17 protein-coding genes and 1 pseudogene are annotated in these 21,477 nt (G+C 60.6%); 10 read left to right on the top strand and 8 right to left on the bottom strand.

Going from position 1 to position 21,477, the window contains the following annotated elements; translation table 11 throughout:
* The first annotated feature begins 90 nt into the window (after window positions 1-90).
* The 3 genes from HWY05_RS36465 (at window position 91) to HWY05_RS36455 (ending at window position 3,682) form a co-directional block, all read left to right on the top strand.
* Window positions 91-1,479 carry a cytochrome ubiquinol oxidase subunit I gene (locus tag HWY05_RS36465; protein WP_176061351.1) on the top strand — a complete coding sequence of 463 codons (1,389 nt, stop codon included), beginning with the start codon at window positions 91-93 and terminating at the stop codon, window positions 1,477-1,479.
* 4 nt (window positions 1,480-1,483) lie between these two features.
* Window positions 1,484-2,491 carry a cytochrome d ubiquinol oxidase subunit II gene (gene cydB, locus HWY05_RS36460; protein ID WP_035561522.1) on the top strand — a complete coding sequence of 336 codons (1,008 nt, stop codon included), beginning with the start codon at window positions 1,484-1,486 and terminating at the stop codon, window positions 2,489-2,491.
* A 204-nt stretch (window positions 2,492-2,695) separates the two neighbouring features.
* Window positions 2,696-3,682 carry a catalase gene (locus HWY05_RS36455; RefSeq protein WP_176061350.1) on the top strand — a complete coding sequence of 329 codons (987 nt, stop codon included), beginning with the start codon at window positions 2,696-2,698 and terminating at the stop codon, window positions 3,680-3,682.
* Window positions 3,683-3,733: 51 nt separating this feature from the next.
* Here the strand turns inward: HWY05_RS36455 and HWY05_RS36450 are convergent, their stop codons facing one another.
* Complete coding sequence (locus HWY05_RS36450; RefSeq protein WP_156126792.1) at window positions 3,734-5,386, bottom strand: AAA family ATPase; 1,653 nt, start codon at window positions 5,384-5,386, stop codon at window positions 3,734-3,736.
* A 315-nt stretch (window positions 5,387-5,701) separates the two neighbouring features.
* Between HWY05_RS36450 and HWY05_RS36445 the strand changes: the two genes are divergently transcribed.
* The gene (locus HWY05_RS36445; protein ID WP_347880830.1) at window positions 5,702-6,628 is read left to right on the top strand and encodes a LysR family transcriptional regulator; all 927 of its coding nucleotides are present in this window, start codon (window positions 5,702-5,704) and stop codon (window positions 6,626-6,628) included.
* A 124-nt stretch (window positions 6,629-6,752) separates the two neighbouring features.
* On the opposite strand, the gene HWY05_RS36440 is transcribed toward HWY05_RS36445, so the two are convergent.
* Window positions 6,753-8,462: a thiamine pyrophosphate-dependent enzyme gene (locus tag HWY05_RS36440; protein ID WP_035561524.1), complete on the bottom strand. Its 1,710-nt coding sequence runs from the start codon at window positions 8,460-8,462 to the stop codon at window positions 6,753-6,755.
* Window positions 8,463-8,886: 424 nt separating this feature from the next.
* On the opposite strand from HWY05_RS36440, the gene HWY05_RS36435 reads away from it, so the two are divergent.
* A complete protein-coding gene (locus tag HWY05_RS36435; RefSeq protein WP_035561527.1) occupies window positions 8,887-9,687 on the top strand; it encodes an acetoacetate decarboxylase family protein in 801 nt (266 codons plus the stop codon).
* 148 nt (window positions 9,688-9,835) lie between these two features.
* Window positions 9,836-12,940: an AAA family ATPase gene (locus HWY05_RS36430; RefSeq protein WP_176061349.1), complete on the top strand. Its 3,105-nt coding sequence runs from the start codon at window positions 9,836-9,838 to the stop codon at window positions 12,938-12,940.
* 267 nt (window positions 12,941-13,207) lie between these two features.
* Here HWY05_RS36430 and HWY05_RS36425 read toward each other — a convergent pair whose 3' ends face one another.
* From HWY05_RS36425 to HWY05_RS36415, 3 genes are all read right to left on the bottom strand, one after another.
* Window positions 13,208-14,758, bottom strand: a complete 1,551-nt coding sequence (locus HWY05_RS36425) for an acetolactate synthase large subunit (RefSeq protein ID WP_176061377.1) — start codon at window positions 14,756-14,758, stop codon at window positions 13,208-13,210.
* Window positions 14,759-14,876: 118 nt separating this feature from the next.
* Window positions 14,877-15,263, bottom strand: coding sequence for a DUF3331 domain-containing protein (locus tag HWY05_RS36420; RefSeq protein ID WP_176061348.1), 387 nt, complete (start codon window positions 15,261-15,263; stop codon window positions 14,877-14,879).
* 25 nt (window positions 15,264-15,288) lie between these two features.
* On the bottom strand, window positions 15,289-15,558 hold the full coding sequence (locus HWY05_RS36415; RefSeq protein ID WP_176061347.1) for a response regulator: 270 nt from the start codon (window positions 15,556-15,558) through the stop codon (window positions 15,289-15,291).
* Window positions 15,559-16,545: 987 nt separating this feature from the next.
* Here HWY05_RS36415 and HWY05_RS36410 point away from each other — a divergent pair.
* Window positions 16,546-17,274, top strand: a pseudogene (locus HWY05_RS36410) (PDDEXK nuclease domain-containing protein); the annotation flags it as partial.
* Between the two features lie 381 nt (window positions 17,275-17,655).
* Here the strand turns inward: HWY05_RS36410 and HWY05_RS36405 are convergent.
* Window positions 17,656-17,970 (bottom strand): hypothetical protein, encoded by a 315-nt coding sequence (locus HWY05_RS36405; RefSeq protein ID WP_035561540.1) that lies wholly within the window; start codon window positions 17,968-17,970, stop codon window positions 17,656-17,658.
* 82 nt (window positions 17,971-18,052) lie between these two features.
* Between HWY05_RS36405 and HWY05_RS36400 the strand changes: the two genes are divergently transcribed.
* The 3 genes from HWY05_RS36400 to HWY05_RS36385 all read left to right on the top strand — a co-directional run bounded on the left by HWY05_RS36400 (window position 18,053) and on the right by HWY05_RS36385 (window position 19,741).
* Complete coding sequence (locus HWY05_RS36400) at window positions 18,053-18,322, top strand: porin (RefSeq protein ID WP_176061346.1); 270 nt, start codon at window positions 18,053-18,055, stop codon at window positions 18,320-18,322.
* A gap of 750 nt (window positions 18,323-19,072) precedes the next feature.
* Window positions 19,073-19,450 carry a LysM domain-containing protein gene (locus HWY05_RS38525; RefSeq protein ID WP_244146795.1) on the top strand — a complete coding sequence of 126 codons (378 nt, stop codon included), beginning with the start codon at window positions 19,073-19,075 and terminating at the stop codon, window positions 19,448-19,450.
* Between the two features lie 123 nt (window positions 19,451-19,573).
* Complete coding sequence (locus HWY05_RS36385) at window positions 19,574-19,741, top strand: cystine transport ATP-binding protein (protein ID WP_347880829.1); 168 nt, start codon at window positions 19,574-19,576, stop codon at window positions 19,739-19,741.
* Between the two features lie 52 nt (window positions 19,742-19,793).
* Here the strand turns inward: HWY05_RS36385 and HWY05_RS36380 are convergent, their stop codons facing one another.
* Both HWY05_RS36380 and HWY05_RS36375 read right to left on the bottom strand, forming a co-directional pair.
* Complete coding sequence (locus tag HWY05_RS36380) at window positions 19,794-20,381, bottom strand: TetR/AcrR family transcriptional regulator (protein WP_176061344.1); 588 nt, start codon at window positions 20,379-20,381, stop codon at window positions 19,794-19,796.
* Between the two features lie 113 nt (window positions 20,382-20,494).
* Window positions 20,495-21,241, bottom strand: coding sequence for an SDR family NAD(P)-dependent oxidoreductase (locus HWY05_RS36375; RefSeq protein WP_176061343.1), 747 nt, complete (start codon window positions 21,239-21,241; stop codon window positions 20,495-20,497).
* Between the last annotated feature and the right edge of the window lie 236 nt (window positions 21,242-21,477).

Below are 21,477 nucleotides of genomic sequence, written 5' to 3'. Positions count from 1 at the left end.
TAGCTAGTGCCGAGGTCCGAAGTTCCACCCGGCCGTCTGGATGCCGTGTGCCGGATTCGTCCGCAATCAGCCGGAGAGGGAGTGACGCTTATGGACATGTTCGATGCTTTCCACCTCGCAAGGCTGCAGTTCGCCTTCACGGTGTCGTTCCATATCGTGTTTCCGGCGATCAGTATCGGCATGGCCAGCTTTCTCGCCGTGCTCGAAGCGCTCTGGCTGTTCACAGGCGACCGCGCCTACCGTGAAATGTTTGCCTTCTGGTCGCGGATATTCGCCGTGGGTTTCGGCATGGGCGTCGTGTCAGGCGTGGTGATGGCTTACGAGTTCGGCACCAACTGGAGCGGATTTTCGAACGTGGCGGGTAATGTCACTGGGCCATTGCTGACTTATGAGGTGCTCACCGCGTTCTTTCTGGAAGCCGGCTTTCTCGGTGTGATGCTGTTCGGTTGGCAGCGTGTGAGTCCGCGAGCGCATTTCTTTGCGACCCTCATGGTCGCGCTCGGCACATTGATCTCGACGTTCTGGATTCTGGCATCGAACAGCTTCATGCAGACGCCGCAGGGATACGCCATCGAAAATGGCCGGATCGTGCCAGTCGACTGGCTCAAGATCATTTTCAATCCGTCCTTTCCTTACCGGCTCGCGCATATGACCATCGCGGCGTTCATCGTTGCGGGCTTCATCGTCGCCGCGTGTGGCGCGTGGCATCTGCTCCACGGCAGACGCGACACCCCCGTGGCCCGCAGCTTCTCGATGGCGCTCTGGATTCTGCTACTGCTCACGCCGATTCAGATTTTTGTCGGCGATGCGCACGGTCTCAACACACGCAAGTATCAACCGGCAAAGATCGCGGCGATAGAAGGGCTCTGGGAGACGGAAAAGGGCGGAACCGCGCTGAACCTGGTCGGCCTGCCGGACATGAACGCGGAAGTAACGCGTTACACCCTCCAGATACCGCATCTGGGCAGTCTGATTCTGACCCATAGCTGGACGGGCGAGATTCGCGGCCTGAAAGAATTTGCACCGGAAAACAGGCCATTTTCTCCAATCATCTTCTGGACCTTCCGCATCATGGCCGGGCTCGGTATGTTGATGCTTCTGACCGTGCTGCTTGGACTAATGCTCCGAATACGCGGCCGACTTTACGAAACCCGCTGGTATCAGTGGCTCGTGCTGTGCATGGGACCGTCTGGACTCGTTGCGTTGCTGGCCGGCTGGGTGACGACCGAAGTCGGCCGGCAGCCCTGGACCGTCTATGGCGTGTTGCGAACCGTCGACTCGCTCGCTCCGATCGACGCGCAGCAGGCAGGCGTCTCGCTGCTGATTTTGGTGATCGTCTATTTCACGGTGTTCGGCACCGGCATCTATTACATGCTGCGGATGATGAAACGCGGGCCGGAAGAATATCTCGAGGGAGAAGGGCAGCGCAAACATCCGGTGCTGCACAATCGCGCGCTCGACGCGCTGGAAACGGAGTAACGTCATGCAGATTGATCTTCCCGTGATTTGGGCGGCCATCATCGGACTCGGCGTGTTCATCTATGTCATGCTGGACGGTTTCGATCTGGGTATCGGACTGCTGTTTCCTTTCTTCGAGGCGAAACGTGACCGCGATGTCATGATCGAGACGATTGCGCCCGTGTGGGACGGCAACGAAACTTTTCTCGTGCTCGGCGGCGCGGGGCTCTACGGCGCATTTCCCGTGGTTTATTCGACGTTGCTGCCTGCCAACTATCTGCCTCTCATCCTGATGCTGGTCGGCCTGATATTCCGCGGCGCGGCGTTCGAGTTGCGTGCGAAGGCAACGCGTACGCGGCATGCGTGGGATCTGGCTTTTACCTGTGGATCGGCACTGGCGGCGCTGTGCCAGGGAATCGTGCTGGGTTCACTGCTGCAAGGTATCCGGATCGTCGACCATCGGTTTGCCGGCGGTCCGTTCGACTGGCTTTCGCCGTTCAGCCTCTTTTGCGGTATCGGTGTGCTCGTCACCTATGCGACACTCGGTTGTGGCTGGCTCATCCTCAAGACCGAGGGTGATCTGCAACGGAGCATGCGCTCAGTGATGCGCGTACTCGTGTGGCTGCTGCTCGGCATGATCGGCGCGATCAGTCTGTGGACGACGATGGGTCTGCCTGCCGTTGCACATCGCTGGTTCGGCGCTGGAGATCTTCGTTGGTTTCTGCCGGTGCCCGTTCTGGTACTGGCGTGTGCATGGGGCATTCTGCGCTCCATCAAGCTGCGCCACGAAGCGACGCCTTTCGTGTTGGCGCTGGTCGTGTGCTTTCTCGGCTATAGCGGTTTGCTGATCAGCATCTGGCCGAATATCGTGCCGCCCTCGCTGACGATCTGGGAAGCATCGTCGAGTCACGCGAGCCAGCTGTTCGCGCTGGTGGGCACTGCGATCGTGCTGCCAATCATCCTGGTGTACAACGCGATGCAGTACCGGGTGTTCAAAGGCAAGCTGAGGGGCGGTGAGTCGGGCTATCACTAAAGCGCCGATCGATTCTTCGACATCGACACAACCATGCAGAAAACTGCAATCCGAAGGCTTGTCTCGTCCGGCAAAGGTGCTGGATGGTTTGTGCTCTTATGGTTGGCTGGGGTTGTGGGCACGGCGCTGCTGGTGCTTCCCTTTCACGTTCTGATTGCCTTGGCGATGCGTCACTGATCGGAGTTCTGGAAAATGGAGGTTCTCATGCAAGCGTGGAGAGAGGTGTACGACGGTGGATCCCCGGAAGCGGAAAAACAGATCTTTCTCGATCTGGCGGCGAAGATGCTCGAGATTCAACAGAACAACATGGTCAGGTCTGGAAAGACTCGGTACGACCGCACGCTTCATTCGAAGATGGTGGTCGGCGTCACCAATGCCTCGTTGATCGTAGACGACATCATTCCCGAAGCGTTCCGTGTGTTGCATTTTCAGCCGGGTGCGACGATTCCGGTGGCGGTGCGCTTCTCCAACGCCAGTGCGATTCCACAACCGGACTCGGCTCCCGATATGCGCGGGATCGCCTTGAAGATGACGCTCAATGAAACCGCGATCCATGATTTCCTTCTGACAAGCTTTCCAGTCTCGCACGCACGCAATGCGCGGCAATTCGTCGATTTCGCTTCGCTCGCGCAAGGTCCGCGGGAGACGTTCAAGGAGCGTCTGTTATCGAGTTTCGGAGAAGCCGAGACAAAACGCATGCTCGACAACATTCAGCAAGGGGCGCGTCCCTGCACGAGCCTGGCGATGCAACGTTTCTGGAGCCGGGGAGCGATTCTGTGGGGCGAAGAGGCGGTCCGGTTCGATCTTCGGCCGGCGTGGTCCCACAGCGCCGTCGCTGCCGCAGACGAGGTGTCGGATGATCTGCGTAAAGAGTTGTCGAATCGCCTTGTTGTCGCTCCGGTTAGTTTTCGCCTCGCGGTTCAGCGTTTCGTCGATGAAGAGAAGACACCGATCGAGGATGCCGGCGTGCAATGGCGAGAAGAGATATCTGCGCCGATTGAGATCGCAACATTGCATATTCCTTGCCAGAACATCTATGACGAAGAAGGCGTAAGGGCCGCGCAAGAAGTCGACGCAATGGCGTTCAATCCATGGAATGCACCGCCGCTGTTCCGTCCGCTTGGTAACCTGAATCGGGTGCGCGGCGTCGTCTATGGCATGAGTGCGCAGCGCTGGCAGCATCAGTCGTGAAGGGCGTCTGGCTGTCTATATGCGCTGGATGCAAGGCGCGAGACCGCGTCGTTAGTGAAGGTCCCGGTTGAGCCAATGCGCCGCTTCGATGCGCAAGCCGGGCTTTGGGTCGATCTCACTGAACTCATCGATCGGTATGGGCGCTTCGGGTGTTTCGGTCATGCGGGTTTGCAGGCTCGCTACGCGGAGCAGTCCGAGCCTTTCGTACAACGCTTGCCGGTACATCACATGGCGAAACCGGTAGCTGCCGGAATCGAGGTGATGTGCCGACGACGAATGGGCGTCACGTCGGATAAAGCTTTCCTGTGCACACAGAACCTCGCAGACATGCTCGACCTCCGTGTGCGACATATCGGCGGCAGCTGCGACACTCGCCGCGCTGAAGGTCTGTCCTGCGACGCTGGCGATCTCGAGAATATGTTGCTGTACGGCGCTCAGGCGTCGGATGCGATGCTCGATGACCTGGCCCAACGCGGTCGGGACCGCAAGCAGCGCGTTGTGCGGCAGGGAATCGAAGCGCCAGCCATCGGGTGCGAGCCGCGCCATCCCTAGCGCGGCAAGCTGATCCAATGTAGCGGCCAGGAAAAGCGGATTGCCACCGGTTCTATCGCGTAGGAGTGTGGCAACGTCTTGCGCCGTAGCGCCGTCAGGCGCTTGCCCACCAACGCTCAGATAGTCGGCGACGGCGGTTTCGCTCAACGGCTCCAGTACGATGTCGTGACACAGACCTTTCAGTCGCAATTCCATGTTGAGGACGGGCAACGGATGCCTGAGCATGGCCGCCTCTTCGGCGCAGTACGTCGCGACGACCATTAGAGGCGACTCGCCACGCTGACGCGCCAGCGCAGAGAGCATGTCGACACTCAGGTAATCGGACTGATGCAGGTCCTCGAGTACCAACACCAGTGGACGCTGCCGGGTCAACTCGTCGAGAAACCCGCAGATTTCGCGCAGCATGCGCGCGCTCGCACCGGCCCCGGTTTGATAAGTGGGGTCCCGCTGGTATTCTCGCGGCAGCGCGCCGGCCATGTGGAAAGCCCAGGTCGGCGCAACCGCGGCAAGGGTTTGTGCGACGAGCGGCCCGGCTGGCCCACGGACGAGTTTCGTCAGCGCGCCGAGCACGGGGTAGTAGTTCTCCATTCCGCCGTAGCCCTCGATGCAACGACCGATCGACGTCAGAACCGTTGTGTCGTCGGCCAGCGTATTCAGGAAGCGTGTGACCAGTTCTGTCTTGCCGATTCCCTGTTCACCGGAAACAAACACGATGCGGGTTGCACCTTGACGAACTTCGTCGAGCACGCCGGTCAGGCGTTCTAATTGCGAGGTCCTGCCAACGAACGTGTTCTGCGCGCCTGGCGTAGCAGGCAGAGCGCCGCGCGCCGGCGTGGCTCGAAGGGGGGCAATGAAACGGTAGCCACGCCCGCGATGGGTTTCGATGAAACGGGGCGAACGGGGATCGTCGCCTAACGTTGTGCGGATGGACAGGACATGGGTCTTCAGCACTTCCGGTTGTACAGCCCGGCCCTGCCACAAGGCATCCAGCAGTTCATCGTGCGTGACGAGCCGTCCGGGCCGATCCGCCAGATATTGCAGCATATCGAATGCACGCGGGGTGAGCGGCAACCGGCAATCGGGGCCGTCATCGGAGAAACGCCAGACGCATCGGTTTTCGCTATCCAGACGGAAGGTGGCGAAGGCTATCACTCAGGTTCTCCGATCCAGGACATTTTGAATTGACGGGCGGACTGATTGGCGTCGTATGTTTCGTCGGGACGAGACAACGCCAGGCCGGGTTTTCGAGTGCAAAGGCCGGCGAAAAACGGCGATAGAATGCCGGTTGCGGAGTGCCCGATCGAGCGTTGTATCTCCATTGTAATCGTGCTAATTGCCCTCGATGCTACAGAGTGCTTTGCTGTTTTTTAAGTAGCGCAATCGTGCAGCAGTTTCATTGGATCAACGAAGATCAGCCTTCGCGAAAGGTTTCTGTAATTGACACGCAACCGAGGCGGGACCGCAATAATGCGCTTTGACGATCTCACTGCTTTTGTCCGCTCGGCGACGACCGGAAGCTTTTCGAATGCGGCCCGCGAGATAGATGTCCTTCCGGCGCAAATCAGCGCGAGTATCAAGCGGCTGGAGATGGAGCTAGGCATTCGGCTGTTTGCTCGATCGACACGCAGCCTGCGGCTAACAGCGGATGGCGAACGATATCTGCCTTTTGCAGAGCGCGCGCTATCGGCATTGCGCGAAGGTCAGGAGAATCTTCGTCTACAGGACGTTGACCTCAGCGGCGTGCTTCAGATCACGGCGCCGTCCGATCTAGGAAGAAACGTTCTTCTCAAGCCGTTCACCGACTTTCGGCTCGAACACCCAGGGCTTGAGCTGCGACTCTTTCTATCGGATCAGCTCACGGATGTTTTTCGGGAGCCCGCCGATATCGCCTTACGTTACGGAATTCTCGAAGACGCCAGTTTCGTTTCGCTACCCATTGTGCCTCGAAACCGGCGCGTACTGTTCGCATCGCCGGCGTATCTCGACGCACACGGCAGGCCAGGCTCGCTTAAAGAACTCTGCGAGCATGACTGCCTGATCTATATGCTGAGCGGCCGCCCCTACGATCGCTGGGAATTCCCCGACGGCGAGGGACGCAAATGGATCGATGTATCGGGCCCGCTGGTGGCGAACGACGCGGACGTCGTGCGGCGTTGGGCCGTTGCAGGGCAGGGGATAGGATACAAATCGGAATTGGACGTCGCAGACGACGTCTTTGCCGGGCGACTCGAAGTTGTTCTCCCCGAAATAGAGGGGAAGTTGTCGCCGCTGAGTCTCATCTGTCCGCATTGGCGGCAATTGACGCCCTCGGTGCAGAAGCTCTGCGCATATCTGCGCGAGTACTTTCTCGCACTCGATCATAGCCGGTCGCCTAAACTCAGGACCGGCGCCTGATTCGATCGATCCAGTCATGTGGAGCCGCGCCCCACGATTTCAAAGGGCATTTCTCGAGACCGACCCGGCGGGTCCACGCGCGCAAAAAAGCCCGTGGACACGAGGGTTTTATCTCGCTTTAACGCTAGATATTTTCGCGGATCATTTCGAGTACGTCGGCGCCCCGGCCGTTAAGAAAGGCACGCGCGGAATACAAAGCCATGCCGAGCGCCGGCTTGAATTCGATTTTCGGCGGCGTGACCAGTTCCAGCGGATTGACCAGCACGTTGAGAAGCGCCGGCCCCGGCTGTGCCAGCCAGTCTTCGACGGCGCCTTCAAGTTCCGAGGCGTTGCGTACTGTCCGGCCCCACAGACCCATCGCCTCGGCCACCTTGCCAAAGTCGGGATTCGTCAGCTTGGTGAACGTATCGAGCATGCCCTCCGACTTCTGTTCGATCTCGACGAAACCGAGTTTGCTGTTGTCGTACACGCAGATCTTGACCGGCACCTTCTCCTGAATCGTCGTCATCAGTTCGCCGAACAGCATGGACAGGCCACCGTCTCCGCACAAGGCAATCACCTGACGGTCCGGTGCGGCCTTCGCGAGCCCTAATGCACTGGGCAGGGCACTCGCCATCGTGCCGTGCAGCAGACTGCCGAACAGACGCCGCTTGCCATTCGAATGGGAGAATCGCAACGCCCAGACGATGGGTGAGCCGTCGTCGGCGGCGATCAGCGCGTCGTTGTCCGCGTGAGTGTCGATCACGGAGGTCAGCCACGAGGCCGGGATGCTGTCGCCGTGACCCGGATGAAGCTGCCTGGCCCATTTGTCCATCGACTCTCTATAGAGCGCGAGCGACGAGTTGAGGAACGACGCGTCGGATTTCTGTTCGAGGTGCGGGAGTAACGCCTGCAGCGTGGGCCGGATATCACCGACCGCGCCGAGCGTGACCGGGTGGCGTCTACCGAGATGGGTCGGGTCGACGTCGATCTGGATGATCCGTGCGTGGTCAGGATAGAACTGTTTCCACGCGAAGTCGGCACCGAGCAGAAGCAGCGTATCGCAGTCCAGCACTGCGCGATAACCGGCCTCGCTGCCGAGAATCCCAGTCATGCCGACATTGAAGGGATTGTCGTATTCGAGAAAGCTCTTTGCACGCGACGTATGCGCCATCGGCGCGCAAAGTTTCCCGGCGACGGCCTTGATTTCTTCGAGTGCGTCCTGGCTGCCCGCGCCCGCGTAGATCGACACCTTCTCGCCGCTATTGAGCAGACGGGCGATTTCCGCGATCTCGTGATCGTTCGGGCGAATCGTCGGTCGACTGTGATGGACCCGATACGGCGGGTCGTCCTGCAACTCGCCATGCGAGATATCGACGGGCACGATCAGTACAGCGACACCGCGTTTGGCCAGTGCGGCCTGGCATGCCATGACGGCTTTGCGGCGGGCCTGATCCGGCGTGAGGATCATTTCGCAGAACACGGAGCATTCTTTGAATACATTCTGGAAATCGACTTCCTGAATGAACTCGAAGCCAATTTCGGTCATGGCCACCTGGCTTGCAATCACAACCACGGGAGAGCGATTACGGTTTGCTTCGTAGAGTCCGTTGATAAAGTGCAGACTGCCCGGTCCGCAACTGCCGGCGCAAGCGGTCAGTTGACCGGTCAGAAGGGACTCCGCACCGGCTGCAAATGCGGCGGCCTCCTCATGGCGAACGTGAACCCAGTCGATCGTGCTTTTATCGAGGTGTTCAGCAATGAGATTCAGGGTATCGCCGACGATTCCATAGCAGCGGCTAACACCGGCCTGCTCGAGAACCTCGACGATGACTTCCGCGACTTTCTTGCTCATGGTGACTCTATCCGGGGGAGGGTTTGGCGAATGCGCCGCTGTCGGTGGAGACATGGCGCTTGTTGGTGGCGAGCGGGCGCCGGCCATCTCGCGCCACTCACCGAGGGTTGCAGTGTGGAGTTTCGAAACAGGCAGCTCAATCCCTCGTTCGGGGCTCACCCGAACGGGGGAGTGCGCCAGAGTCGAATCTTGCAGAGACGCGACACGCAAGGTGGCGTTCGAAGCCGCTATTGGCCCCCTGATCGGGGGATAGGATGTATCAGGGCGTTCGCCAATAATGATTCATGGCGACGGACAGAAGGGGCAACGCGTCCCGCCAACGTGCACGTTCGAATGGTCGCCCTGAGGTGACTCGCTGCCGTTTTCCAAAGGCCGGCCCCGATGAACGGCGACTTCCGGCCGCCTCGATCAAGGATGAACGACAATGGCTAAGGCTTTCTCAGTTCCTATCACTCCGCAGGGCAAGTCCGCATTGGCGACGATGCCGCCGTGGCACTACTCCAGCGACTGCCTCGTCATCGAATATTGGGCCGACAAACAGGCGCTCGCCGCGCTCCTGCCGCCGGGCGTCACGCTCGATGAGAAGTCGGATGGGCGCTGTTTCCTGTGGTTTCTGGACTGGCAGTTCACGGGCTCGAACGACGAGTTGACGGACCCCGCGCGCTACCAGTATCGCGAAGCCTTCGTCATGGTCGAAGCGCTCTTCGAGGGCACACCGATCAACTACTGCCCGTACATCTTCGTCGATAACGATGCGGCGATTGCCCGCGGTTGGGCGCAGGGGTTTCCGAAGAAACTGGCAAGTGTCTTTCAGACGCGCAGTTTTTCGGCACCCAGCGCGGCAGCGGCTCCGCTGGCCGCAGGCAGTCGCTTCGGCGCGAGTTGCACCGCACACGGAGAACGTCTGGTGACCGCTCGCGTCCAACTGGAGGAGCCCGTTGCCGATCCGGCGGCCGTTTTCAATCGGCCAACGACAATGCGCCGTTACTTTCCGCAGCTCGCTGCCGCCGGTCAAAACAAGCCGCCCGTGGATGAACTCACGATGTCGCTAACCGACGATCTCGCGATCGTGGATGTCTGGTCCGGGTCAGCCGAATTGAAGATTCCCGAGGTGGACGGTGAAGAGATGCACCTGATTGCCCCGCTGCGCGTCGGCAAGGGGTATCGGCTGGGCATGTCGTATACCGTGACGGATCTGCGCATTCTGAAGAACTACGCGGCCTGATCGCCGTTGCGGTCTTTTGACGAATGAGCGTAGCCGGGTCATCATCCGGACTACGCTAATTCGAATGATCGGAACCTTCGGCGCGGAACCGGGGCGCTGATCATCGCGGCCTGCCGGAAACCCGGTCAGCCACCCTGGAGTTTCTCGATTGAGTCACGCATTCCGGGCCCAGGCGGGCATCCGTTTCTCAGGCTTCCTGCTCGATGCCGTCAACCAGTGCCTTTGGTCTCTGGATGGCGCGCCCGCCGCGGCAGGTGCGCGTTCGCGCGTCGACTTGCCGCCGAAAACCTTCGACGTGCTGCGCTACCTCGCGGAACACGCCAACGAACTGGTTCGTCCCGCTCAAGTGCTCGACGCCGTCTGGCCCGACGCCTATGTGCAACCTGAAATCATCAAATCGCATATCGCGGCGATCCGTCGAGCGCTGGGCGATAGCGCGACGCATCCGCGTATCGTCGAGACCGTTCGCGGACGCGGCTATCGTCTCATCCTCGACGACCACGCCACGCAGGCAGTTGGGGGTTCACGCGCCTCCGAAGACAAGACGGACCCTTTCGTCGGCCGCACGCAGGAGCAGGATCTGCTGCTTGACGCGCTGCGCCGCGCGCAGACGGGCGAGCGTCAGATCGTGTTCGTGGCGGGCGAGGCAGGCATTGGCAAGACCGCGCTCATAGGGCGTTGGCGCGATTCCTCTGCGCGGGAGGACCTGCGCAGTGCAGGAGGCGGTTGCGTCGAGGGCTATGGTGGCGCGGAACCGTTCTATCCGTTTTTCGAGGCGCTGGGCCGACTTTGCCGCGTTGCCGGGGGCGATGACGTGCTGGAAGCGATCATCACGATCGCGCCGACCTGGGCCGTAGTGATGCCGGCTCATGTTCCCGCGCAACGGCGCCGTGCCCTGCGGGCCGATCTGATCGGCGCCGGTCCCGAACGCATGATGCGCGAGGGCTGCATGCTGTTCGAAACGTTGGCGGCCGAACGAACGCTCCTGCTCACTTTCGACGATCTGCAATGGTCCGATTTCGCCAGCATCGATCTACTCTCGATGCTGGTCCAACGCCACGCGAGAGCACGCCTGATGGTCATTTGCAGTTTCCGCGTCGAAGACGTGGAAGCCGCACCGTTCAAAATCCAGCAACTGGTGTCCGCGCTTGCAACGCATCGGGGCTGCACCGTACTGCGCCTCCCATCGCTTTCACATGAAGCGATCGGTCTATGGCTGACGGCAGGCGCTTCGGCGTCGCCCGTCGATCAGGAGTTCGCGCATCTGCTGGCCGAGTGCACTGATGGCAATCCTTTGTTCGTGCGCGCGCTGCTCGACCATCTGCTCGAACTTTCGCTCGTATGCCGGCATGGCGATGGTTGGCGCCCGCTTGCGAGCGCCGCTACGATTCGCTCGGCGCTGCCGCCGACCGTCATGCGGGCATTGGAAGCACGGATCCAGCGACTGGACACAGACATGCGGCGTCTGCTTGAGGCAGCGAGCGTTGCGGGACAGGTGTTTTCCTCGGCCACGGTGGCAAGCGTGGTGTCCATGTCGCCATCGGCGTTCGACGAAGCGTGTGACGTGCTGCTGCGCAGCGGGCAGTTCATCCGCGATCTCGACGTCGAACAGTTTCCGGACGGTTCAACCGCGCGGCGGTTTGCTTTTCAGCATGCATTGATCAGGCAGGCGTTCTATGTGCGTCAAGGTATCGGACGTCGCTCGGCCTCTCATCGCAGCATTGCATCGCAACTGGAACAGCGATTTCCACAGGATCAACGCAGCGATATTGCCGCTGAGCTTTGTCTTCATTTCAGCGACGCGAGGCTCTGGGAAAAAGCGCTCGACTACCTGCGTATTGCGCTGAAACTCGCGAGAGCACGCTATTCGCACCGCGACGCGTTGGCGTTGCTCGATCAGAGCGACAAACTCGTTGGTCAACTCAATCCCGATGCACAACGACCTTGGCGCATCGAGTTCGGAGAAGTGCGCGCCGCGCTGCTCACCGTTGCGCACGATCCATTTGCCGTTCACGCATACGTGCGCCTGTTCGACGATGCAAGCCGCCATGGCGATCTCGACGTGCAGTTGCGGGCCCTCCTCGGGCTCTCACATGTATTCAGTTGGACCAGTCAGAGCCAGGCCGTAGCGAGCCTCGACGATGCCCTGCGTCTGAGCGCATCGCACCCGAACCTCAAGGTGAGGGCCTTGACGCGGATCAACTGCCACGTCAGGCGTATCTGGATACTCGGCTGGAGTAAGGGGGACGACGAAGCTTGCCATGCGGCGCTCGAGACGTTGCGCGAAAGCGGCGACACGCTGGCGCTAGCGCGGGGAGAACTCGAGTATGCGATGCCCGAAATCGTGTCGACGCGCTATGCTGCCGCGCTTGCGCACGTAGAGGCTGGTTTTGGCATCCTGCTCGCGCATGCTCATGAGTATCCGCAGGTCGACCTTGCGCGCGGTATGTGGATGATGCAGCTTGGCTCGGCGTGGGCGTCTCTGATGCTCGGCGAGTTCAGCCGCTCATTTCGTCAGTTCGAAGCGGGCATTCGTTTCTATCAGAACAATGGCAACTATCTGGCCGCTCGCACGCTCGAGGTGTATCGGGGCTGGTTGCTCGTCCACACGATGGACTACGAAACCATCCTGGCCGCCGATAAGCAGTTCCGCAGCGCGACAGAGGCGATCCTCGCGGATGAGTGCCGGCACCTCGGCAATCGCGATGCGTTGCTCGCGCCGCAACGGCGGGCCTGGAACGTGGTCGTCGGGCTTGCGCAGGCGGGGATCGGCAACGCCGCCGCCGCCGCGGCGCGCTTTGCCGAAGTCGAGCGCGACATGGAACGTGAGCCGGTGATGTTCGACTGGCACTGGCGCCTGGCACTCGCATGGGGAATCTCGGGCGCGGCGCTCGGCAAAGGCGCGCATGACGACAGCGCGCGGCATGCTCGACAGTTTCTCGATCTGGCGCTGGCGACCGACGAGCGGGTCTGGCATGGGCTGGCCTGGGAGCGCATGGCTCAGGCCGCGCTCGAAGCCGGCCGTCTGGGTGCTGCCATGACGCATTCAAGGGCGGCGTTTGCGGCAACCGACGGATTCGACACGCCGCTGGTGGACTGGCGGCTGCATCGCACAGCGGCGGCCGTTCATCGGGCGTGTGGCGACGAAGCTGCAAGTGCACGCGAAGCGCGGCTGTCCAGCGACTGTCGGCTGCGCCTGTATCGCTCGCTTGCTGCGAACCCGGGTGCCGGTCTGCGTCTGCGCGAACGCTAGCGAGCGTCGAAAGGCCACGCTGTCGTCCGCGAGCTAACCTTTCGAGGGACGGGGCGATGCGAGGCCGGTTGGACCGGATAGACAGCCGATGCGGTCACCACGCCGGTTATCAATACACCGCGCACATCACGACGCTGACCGATTCCAGCGCCAGCGCGAGCGCGCAGACCCGGCCCAGGCCGCTGCTTGCGCCGCTCACGAGTGCCCTTCAACCTTCGATGCCAAGGTTCATATCACTAACCGGTATGGGTTGGCGGCGGATTGACGTTAGTTCACGATGGCTTCGATCACATGCGGGCCCGGCACGCTCATCGCAGCCGCGAACGCCTGATCGAAAGCTCGGCGCGTCTCGACCCGCGTGGCGCTCACGCCCATGCCGTGCGCAAGATCCGTCCAGCTCAGCGCGGGGGCGGCAATGTCGAGCATGCGCGATGCGCGCGGGCCGTCCGTCGCGGCGCCGACGCGTTTTAGTTCGTTGTTCAGGACCTTGTAGCCCCGGTTGGCAAAGACGACGGTAACGACATCGAGGTTTTCATGGGCCTGAGTCCACAGCGACTGGACTGTGTACATGGCGCTGCCGTCACCGACCAGTGTCACTACCTTCCGGTTCGGGCACGCCACTGCGGTGCCGGTCGAGACCGCCATCATGCTGCCGATGGCGCCGCCCGTGAGATTCAGGTGATCGTGCTGGGCTGCGTCTTCGAGCAGGTCGTAGAACAGTAGTGTTCCGCTCACGCCTTCGTCGGCCAGAATGGCGTTCTCCGGCAAATGGCGGGCAACCATCTGCACGATGCTTCGCCCGTCCAGATCGCCATCTAGCGAGAGTGTCGATTCTTTGCGTTCGTACAGACGCTCCTCGCTACCTTGCGCGTTCAATGCCGACGCGAGCGTGTCGAGCGCCGCGATGCCGTCCTCGTGCGGATGAGCCAGCGTCACGACCCGGCATCCGGCTGGCGTCAGCCAACTCGGCTTGTCGGGATACGCAAAGAAGCTGACGGGCGGTTGTGTGCCCACCAGAACGAGCAATTCCGTGCCTTCCAGAAAAGCGACGGCCATCTCGCCAAAGTACGGCAAGCGTTCGATGCTGACACGTCCTACACCGCGTTCGACGCGCGGCGCGAAGGTATCGCAGACAAGGCGTGCTCCGGTCTTCGCCGCGATTTTCCCTGCCACCCTCAAGCCGCGGCCTCGCAGCACATCGCCACGCAAGAGGAACGTGGTTTTTGCGCCCGCGCGGATCAGGTCGGCGATCCGGCCGATGTTTGCCTCGCCGGCGTGGGCGCAGGGCGTGTCGGGCAGCGGCGGCGCGACCTCGTCGGCGCTGTCCCAGGCTGCGTCGGCGGGCAGGATGAGGGTGGCGACATAGCCCGGTTTCTGTTTCGCCGCGTGCACGGCGCGCGCGACGTCCGCGCCGACTGTCCGGGCGCTTTTCGACGCATAGACCCAGTTCGAAACCGGTCGTGCAAAGCCCTGAATATCAGAGGCAAGCGGCGCATCGTAAAGCGAATGCGACGACGCGTGATCGCCCACGATGTTGACAACCGGACTGGAGGCCCGGCGTGCGTTGTGAAGATTGCACAGACCATTGGCAAGCCCCGGGCCCAGGTGAAGCAGGGTGGCAGCCGGCTTTTCCGCCATCCGCGCGTAGCCGTCGGCCGAGCCCGTGACAACGTTCTCCTGCAAGCCCAGGATCGGCCGCATGCCGGGTACCGCGTCGAGCGCCGCGACAAAATGCATCTCCGACGTGCCAGGGTTGCCGAAGCAGACCGTAACGTCGCTGGCGACCAGTGACCGAAGGAGGCTTTCTGCTCCATTCATGGTAGTTCCTTTGATTGAGGGCCGGCCGCAGCCAGCGGTTTGCGCGCAGACTTCTGGTGCAACATCATTTGTGCGCATGGCAGGTCGAGGCTCCAAGCCGCGCTCAGCCGGATAAGCCTCAGGCCAATTCGCCGAGAGGGATGGCTTCCATCACCGACGCGAGAATCATGGCGTCGATGTTGGCGGGAGTCGGCGCGACGAGCCTGGGGCGAAAAACCTCGTCGCCCGCAACGATCGGGGTGCCGGTGAGTGCGCAAAAGCCGCGTTTGCGCGCGCGGCCGCGGCGCCACAACTGCTCCCAGTAACAGCACGCAGTCGAATCGGACCACGAGACGACGGCGCTCAACGGACCATGACGTTCGAGCACGGTAATTTTGATGCGCAGGCGGGATGCCGCGGTGAGCTTCGTGCGTGACCGGCTGGCATGGGGCAAAGGTTGAGCGTTCCCTGACAGGAGAGACGTAACGTAGGCCCAAGGGCGGTCGAGGTGCATGGCTTCTGACATTGCGTCGCTCCTCACTTCATAGCCGTCAATGTCGAATTGGATCGACGCTGATTTCGATAATAGGAAGCTTTGCCTCGCGATTCACGAGGTTCTGGACCTCGAGTCCACTCATGTCAGGCATGCGCATGTCCAGTAACAGGCAGGATGCGCCGCCGCCTCGGCGGCACGCGAGAAACGCGTTGCGGGACGCAAAGGCGCGGACGTTCTTGCCGTTGACACGCAATACCGCGCACAGTGCTTCGCGAACGCGCGTGTCGTGATCCAGGACATAGACGACTTCGTCAACGGTCTCCATGACCTCCTCCATCAGAGTCAGCATTGCCGGAAAAGCGCGAGGTCTCGGGTGGCTGGACGTATAGCTAGGCTAGAGGCTGCATCCCCGACTTACAATCACCCGAATGGGTGCGTGTGCGGCGAGCGCGAAAAAAACCGTCAAGCGCCGGCTAACCCGTTGCGGTCATTTTCGATGGCGCAGGACGAGCAGAAAGCTCGCTGATCCGACTAGCGACGCGCTCACGAGCCGCGCCTTTGGCCGATGACTTGCCAACCGGCTTAGCGGCGTGAATGGCCGGCACCCTGAAAGACGCCGTGGAGGTGGCGCCCGCTTCTGTGTCCGTACGGGGTCGGGAGTGTGAGTTCGCTGATGAGGGAGGCTGACGTCCGGCGGCTCGATGTCGCGACCGTTAGCAATCCGCCACATTGCTGACGTAAAACTCAGCCCGTCCTAATGGCGGCTCTGGCCGGTCTTGAGACACTCGGCTTGGGCGAAGTCGGACCTTCGGTTGACGTCCGTTTGCGACAACGGAAGATTTATGGTTGAAACGTGTCGATCTCGGAAGTTATTTGCGTAACGGACCCGGTGCTTGATCCCGGCTTTGACTGCGGAATCGGGCAAAAACGGAAGATATTTGGTTAATTTTCCGGAAGGCATTCGAGCTCCTCCACAATCTTCCGAAAACGTCCTCTAGATTGCCGATTTCAATTCGGTTTATGGGTAACGGCGTGCTTGCTGATTCCCGTAAGGCTTCAGACGGTTTACGCATGAAGTATGGGCCAGCCACATGGTTTTTGTGGTTTCGTCCGACACGGGCTGGTATGCCTCGGCACGAGGAAGCGCGATTTTTAATGAAACAAAGGATGGTATCGTTTCGACGTGATGCCATGGCCCGTCCGGACTGGACTATATGGTGAGTGACGGCGACATCGCCGCGTTTGGTGACGATGAAGTGAACAGCATCGAGGAGGAGTATGCCAACGGTGACGAGTAAAAAAACCTGCCAAGAAACTCGCACCACTGGTGCGAGAAATCGGCTGGAGCCATAACCTGGTCATCCTCGAACGCTGCAAGGATACACACGAGCGCGAATTCTACCTGCGGATGACGCGCAAATTCGGTTGGTCGAAGAACGTACTTGCGCACCAGATCGACAACCAGAGTGACGAGAAGTCGCTCCTGGGCCAGACCAATTTCGACAAAACGCTAACCCCGGCATTGCGTGCGCAGGCCAAGCTGGCGGTGAAGGACGACTACGCCTTCGACTTCCTTGAGCTCGGCGAGCAGCATAGCGAGCGCGAGCTGGAGCGTGCGCTGATTGCCCGAATCGAGGACTTCCTGCGTGCAATGGGTGGCATGTTCGCGTTCATGGGAAGTCAGTACCGGATGGAGGTGGAAGGCAAGGAATATTTCATCGACCTGCTGCTGTTCCATCGGCGTTTGCGAGCGCTGGTTGCCATCAAATTGAAGATTGGCGAGTTCGAGCCGGAGTTCGTCGGCAAGATGCAGTTTTACCTTGCCGCGCTGGATGCTCAGGTGAGGCAAGGGGACGAAACCCCCTCCATCGGCATCATTCTGTGCAAGGATAAGAAGCGCATTATCGTCGAGTACGCACTACGCGACGCGCGCAAGCCCATCGGTGTAGCGACCTACGAAATCACCAAGACGCTGCCGAAGAAGCTGAAGGATCAGTTGCCATCGCCTGAAGCCATCGCCCGCCTGCTGGAGAACATATGAAGTTCACCGATACCCGCGAAAGCGGGTTGGGCTGCTCGATTGCGCGGAGACCGGTGGGCGATAGCGAGCATCCATGCGTGCCTACACTATATTGTGGCGCTGTCGCTCTAACTGATCTGGCATATTAAGTACATCACCCTACAAATCCCGACAGCCCTGATTTCCAGATACTCCTGGCCCAAGTGAGGACCTGCTTGCCCGAGTGTCGGGATGCCGCCCGGAGTCTCGCCGGCGACATCAAACGCAGGTACGGGCTGGGCGACGCTCAACTGTCAGCGATCGAAGCTGTCAGTTCTCTGCCCGATTCTTCAGCCAGTCAATTGACGCCACCGACCGTCTGGTTCGCATCTCCGGTTAGGTGCTGCCTTGATCAGGCCATTTTCACGCGTCTTTCAACCACGGCATTTCCACCGGCGACACCACCAGTTGCCGGAGCTCGCGTTTCAGTTCGAAGATGAACCCCACCAGGATCATCGAGTCGGCGTAGGGAATGGGGAATACAAGCGGATTTTCCGCCGCGCGCAAGGGGCGCGTGGGCGTGTCCGCCGTCGTCGCGGCGTTCGCGCGGACGCTCTCCAATTCGTCGACCATTGCTTGCCCGCTTACTTTCAGGACACGGTTACGCAGGTCGCCGAACGGTTCGATACGCGCCCCGTCTTCGTGGTATTCAGGCACTTCATAGATGAACCAGGACATTTGTTGCTCCTAAGAAAAGGTCCGTTATTCTAGCAGCGGGCATTGCATGAAAAGGTTTTGCACTCTCGCATCCGGCGCGGTCTTGTCCTGCGCGTGCGCCACCCCCGCGTTCGCGCAGTCCACGGTCACACTGTATGGCGTGCTCGACAATGGATTCGTCTATCAAAGTTCAAGCGGCAGCAATTCGGCGATCCGCGCCGTACCCGGCGGACTTTTCGCGACACGCTACGGCTTCAAGGGCAGCGAGGATATCGGCGGCGGCCTGCACGTCAATTTCCAGTTGGAGCAGGCCTTCTCCGGTCAGACGGGAACGGCGACCAACCCGGCCGAAGCGTTCAATCGTCTGGCGTAAGTCGGGCTGTCGGGCGGTTTCGGCGAAGTCCGCTTCGGCTTGCAAAACTCGCCGCAATACGACGTGCTGCAAGCAGCAACGGATCCTTCGTGGGTTAAAAGCATTGCGTCGCCCATGAATAATTTCAACGGCCTGATCGTCCGCGCCGAACAATGGTATTTCCTATTACACACCCACGTTTAACGGGCTGAATGCCAAATTCATGGCGGCATTGCGTGACTCGTCGACCGGGTCGGGTAAGGGCATCGGGTTCTACAACGTGGTCGTCCAGTACATCAATGGGCCGTGGAATGTGGCGGCCGGCTACGAACGCGGAGACGAACCCAGCGTCGGAGCGGCACGCCGACGGCGTCCTGGTGCGTCACGCGTACAACGCGTTCGGCGATCGATATGACGCCGTCGGCCAGCTCGTTCATATCGACGACGCCGCCATCGGCCAGCAAACCGACTACGCCTACAACGCGTCCGGGGCTCGCGTGCTGGAGAGGACGACTCAGGGTGGCGTGATCTGTCAGGACAGCCATCTCGCCTACGATGCACTCGGGCGCTTGAGGGATGTGGCCGATACGCGCGTGCATCTGACGATCGACTACGACAACGCGGGCAACCGCGTGCATGAGCACACGCACGTTCTGACCATGCAGGACCCCGCGAAGGACAGCGACCTCTGGTATGCCTACGATGCGATGAACCGCCAGATGGTGGTCGACGGCACGACGCCCCAAGGCGGCATCGTGCAGGGGCAGCCTCGTGAAGGATGCCGCGGGCCATGTGCTGTACCGCAACCAGGGCGGCAATCGCGAGTACTTCATCTGCGCGAACGGCCAGGAGATCGGCGCATCGGGGATGGGCATCGACGCGCAGAATCCGGCCAGCAACGGCAAGCCGAACTTTACCGACACGCAGCGCTTCAACATCGGCTATCGGCCGATCGATGTGAGCTATCCGTCGGCGGGCGTGGGCAGCTACCGGGTGATGACGGGCGACACGCTGCAGTCGATCGCGCGCAGTGCGTACGGCGACAACCCGTTGTGGTATCTGATCGCGGATGCCAACAACCTGCGCAGCGGCGCCGACCAAGGTCGGCCAGACGCTGACGATTCCGACGACGTCCGGCGGCATCAATAAAGACGGCAAAACGTTCAAACCGTACGACCCCAGCCACGCGGTGGGGGATACCACACCGAACCTGCCGGCGCGCCACTGCGCGAAGACGTGCTGACGGCAATGCGCGATCTTGACGGACGAGGGATGACCATGCTGATCGTCACGCACGAGGTACGCTTTGCCCGCGACGTCGCCGGTCGAGTCGTCTTTATGGATGGCGGGATGGTTCTGGAAGACACTACCTCGCAGCCGTTTTTCGGCGAGCAGAGCAGCGAACGCGTGCGTCAGTTTCTCAATCTCATCGAAATTTGATTGAGGTTGCGCGTTGGGATGTCGTCGACACCGAGGTTGCCGGGGCCTAGGCCTATTTCGCTCGTTGCAGCACGGTTGAAAACAGGATGTCCTTCAGATTGACGACCGGTGCGGGATCGCGCTGCGCTTTGGCCAGCAGAAACGCGCCCTGCATGGACGCCACGATGAACGAGGCGAGCTGCTGATTGCTGATCGCAGATCGCAATTCACCGGCTTCGACCGCGGCATCCAGGCAGTACACCACACACCGCTCGACCTCGGCGAAAATCTCGCTGATGCGCGCACGGATCGGCTCGCTGTCGTTCGAGTCGAGCGCGAAGTTGCCGAGCAGGCAGCCGTTGCGAGCGTCGTTGCGGCTGATGAGTTTGATGTGCACGTCCAGATACTTGCGCAGCCGCAAGAGCGGCTTCATCCCGTCATTGCACAGCGTGTCGCGAAGGTCGCTTTGGGCCGCCGCGAAATACAACTCGATCACTTCGAGCCCGAACGCTTCTTTCGACGCGAAGTGGTTGGTGAACGAACCATGCGGTACGCCTGCCGCCTGAACGATATCGCGCACACTGGCGCCGTTGAAGCCGTATTCGTGAATGACACGCATGCCCTCGGTAATCAACGTGTCTTTATGGGAAGGTTTCGGCATCGTCAATTCCCTATTGAAAAAGATGGACGAGCGGATTATGTCATCCGCTCGCCCGAGCCGTGTGAGCTCGATTCAATCAGTTCGACATGCCGAGCCAGTTGATGAAAAGCGCGTCAGCCGGCAGCGAACATGTCGTTGAACTGCGTAACGAAGGCCGCTTCGTTCGGGCCGGCGTTGTTGCGCAGCGGCCGGGCGACTTCGACCAGCGCTTCCTCGGCATCCGTGCCGAGTTCGTGCATGGTTTGCTCGATGAACGGCGCGAGCGGCATGGCGCGCGGTTCGTCCTTGCTATTCAGCAGGTCGGTTTGAACCCACGGCGGCGCGATTTCGACCACGCGTACCGACGTGTCTTTCAGTTTGTAACGCAACGATTGCGTATACGAATGCATCGCGGCTTTCGTCGACGAGTACACGCCGGCCATCGCCATCGGTACGAAACCGAGTACCGACGACACGTTGATAATCGTCGCATCCGCCCGCTGTTTCAAATGTTCGACGAGTGCGCCCGTCAGCCGGATTGGACCCATCACGTTGGTGGTCAGCGTGGACACCAGCATCGCGTCATCGACCGGCTGGCTGAGATCGTCGATATGCATCACGCCGGCGTTGTTAATCAACACGTTCAGCGAAGGCCACCTGGCGATCAATTCACGGGCCGCCGCAGCAATGCTCTGAGGATCGCCGATATCGAGCTCAATGGCCTGCATGCCCGGATTGGCAGCGATGGTTTCGTCGAGATTCGCGCGACGCCGACCCGCGATGATGACCTGGTTGCCGAGCCGGTGGAACGCTTCAGCGAGACCGCGGCCAATGCCTGAACCGCCGCCGGTGATAAGAATCGTGTTGCCAGTCGTTTTCATGATGTGTCTCTCAAAGGGGAGGGTGTCGATGCCTGTCGTTAGAGAGGCATCGGTGTGTGCGTAATATGGACGAACGTATTAAATCGATAAAGCACCTGGAAATGAATGCACCGTTTCACCAGGCTCAACAATCGCGGGGCTTCAAAAGTGAGGCGCCCGAGGCGTAAGAGGCGTTCAAGCAGCCAGACTATAATTCGCGGACAAAGTCCGGCTCGCCGACTTCGAATCGCCAGGCC

Source organism: Paraburkholderia sp. BCC1876 (assembly GCF_902833695.1).
In the GTDB taxonomy this organism is placed as follows: Bacteria; Pseudomonadota; Gammaproteobacteria; order Burkholderiales; family Burkholderiaceae; genus Paraburkholderia.
The sequence above is the reverse complement of the archived record's forward strand: the minus strand, read 5'-3'. Positions and strand labels throughout refer to the sequence as shown.

Coding starts and splice junctions, on each gene's coding strand:
- HWY05_RS36465 (WP_176061351.1), top strand. CDS start 91: ATGGACATGTTCGATGCTTTCCACCTCGCAAGGCTGCAGTTCGCCTTC.
- cydB (WP_035561522.1), top strand. CDS start 1,484: ATGCAGATTGATCTTCCCGTGATTTGGGCGGCCATCATCGGACTCGGC.
- HWY05_RS36455 (WP_176061350.1), top strand. CDS start 2,696: ATGCAAGCGTGGAGAGAGGTGTACGACGGTGGATCCCCGGAAGCGGAA.
- HWY05_RS36445 (WP_347880830.1), top strand. CDS start 5,702: ATGCGCTTTGACGATCTCACTGCTTTTGTCCGCTCGGCGACGACCGGA.
- HWY05_RS36440 (WP_035561524.1), bottom strand. CDS start 8,462: ATGAGCAAGAAAGTCGCGGAAGTCATCGTCGAGGTTCTCGAGCAGGCC.
- HWY05_RS36435 (WP_035561527.1), top strand. CDS start 8,887: ATGGCTAAGGCTTTCTCAGTTCCTATCACTCCGCAGGGCAAGTCCGCA.
- HWY05_RS36425 (WP_176061377.1), bottom strand. CDS start 14,758: ATGAATGGAGCAGAAAGCCTCCTTCGGTCACTGGTCGCCAGCGACGTT.
- HWY05_RS36420 (WP_176061348.1), bottom strand. CDS start 15,263: ATGTCAGAAGCCATGCACCTCGACCGCCCTTGGGCCTACGTTACGTCT.
- HWY05_RS36415 (WP_176061347.1), bottom strand. CDS start 15,558: ATGGAGACCGTTGACGAAGTCGTCTATGTCCTGGATCACGACACGCGC.
- HWY05_RS36405 (WP_035561540.1), bottom strand. CDS start 17,970: ATGTCCTGGTTCATCTATGAAGTGCCTGAATACCACGAAGACGGGGCG.
- HWY05_RS36385 (WP_347880829.1), top strand. CDS start 19,574: ATGACCATGCTGATCGTCACGCACGAGGTACGCTTTGCCCGCGACGTC.
- HWY05_RS36380 (WP_176061344.1), bottom strand. CDS start 20,381: ATGCCGAAACCTTCCCATAAAGACACGTTGATTACCGAGGGCATGCGT.
- HWY05_RS36375 (WP_176061343.1), bottom strand. CDS start 21,241: ATGAAAACGACTGGCAACACGATTCTTATCACCGGCGGCGGTTCAGGC.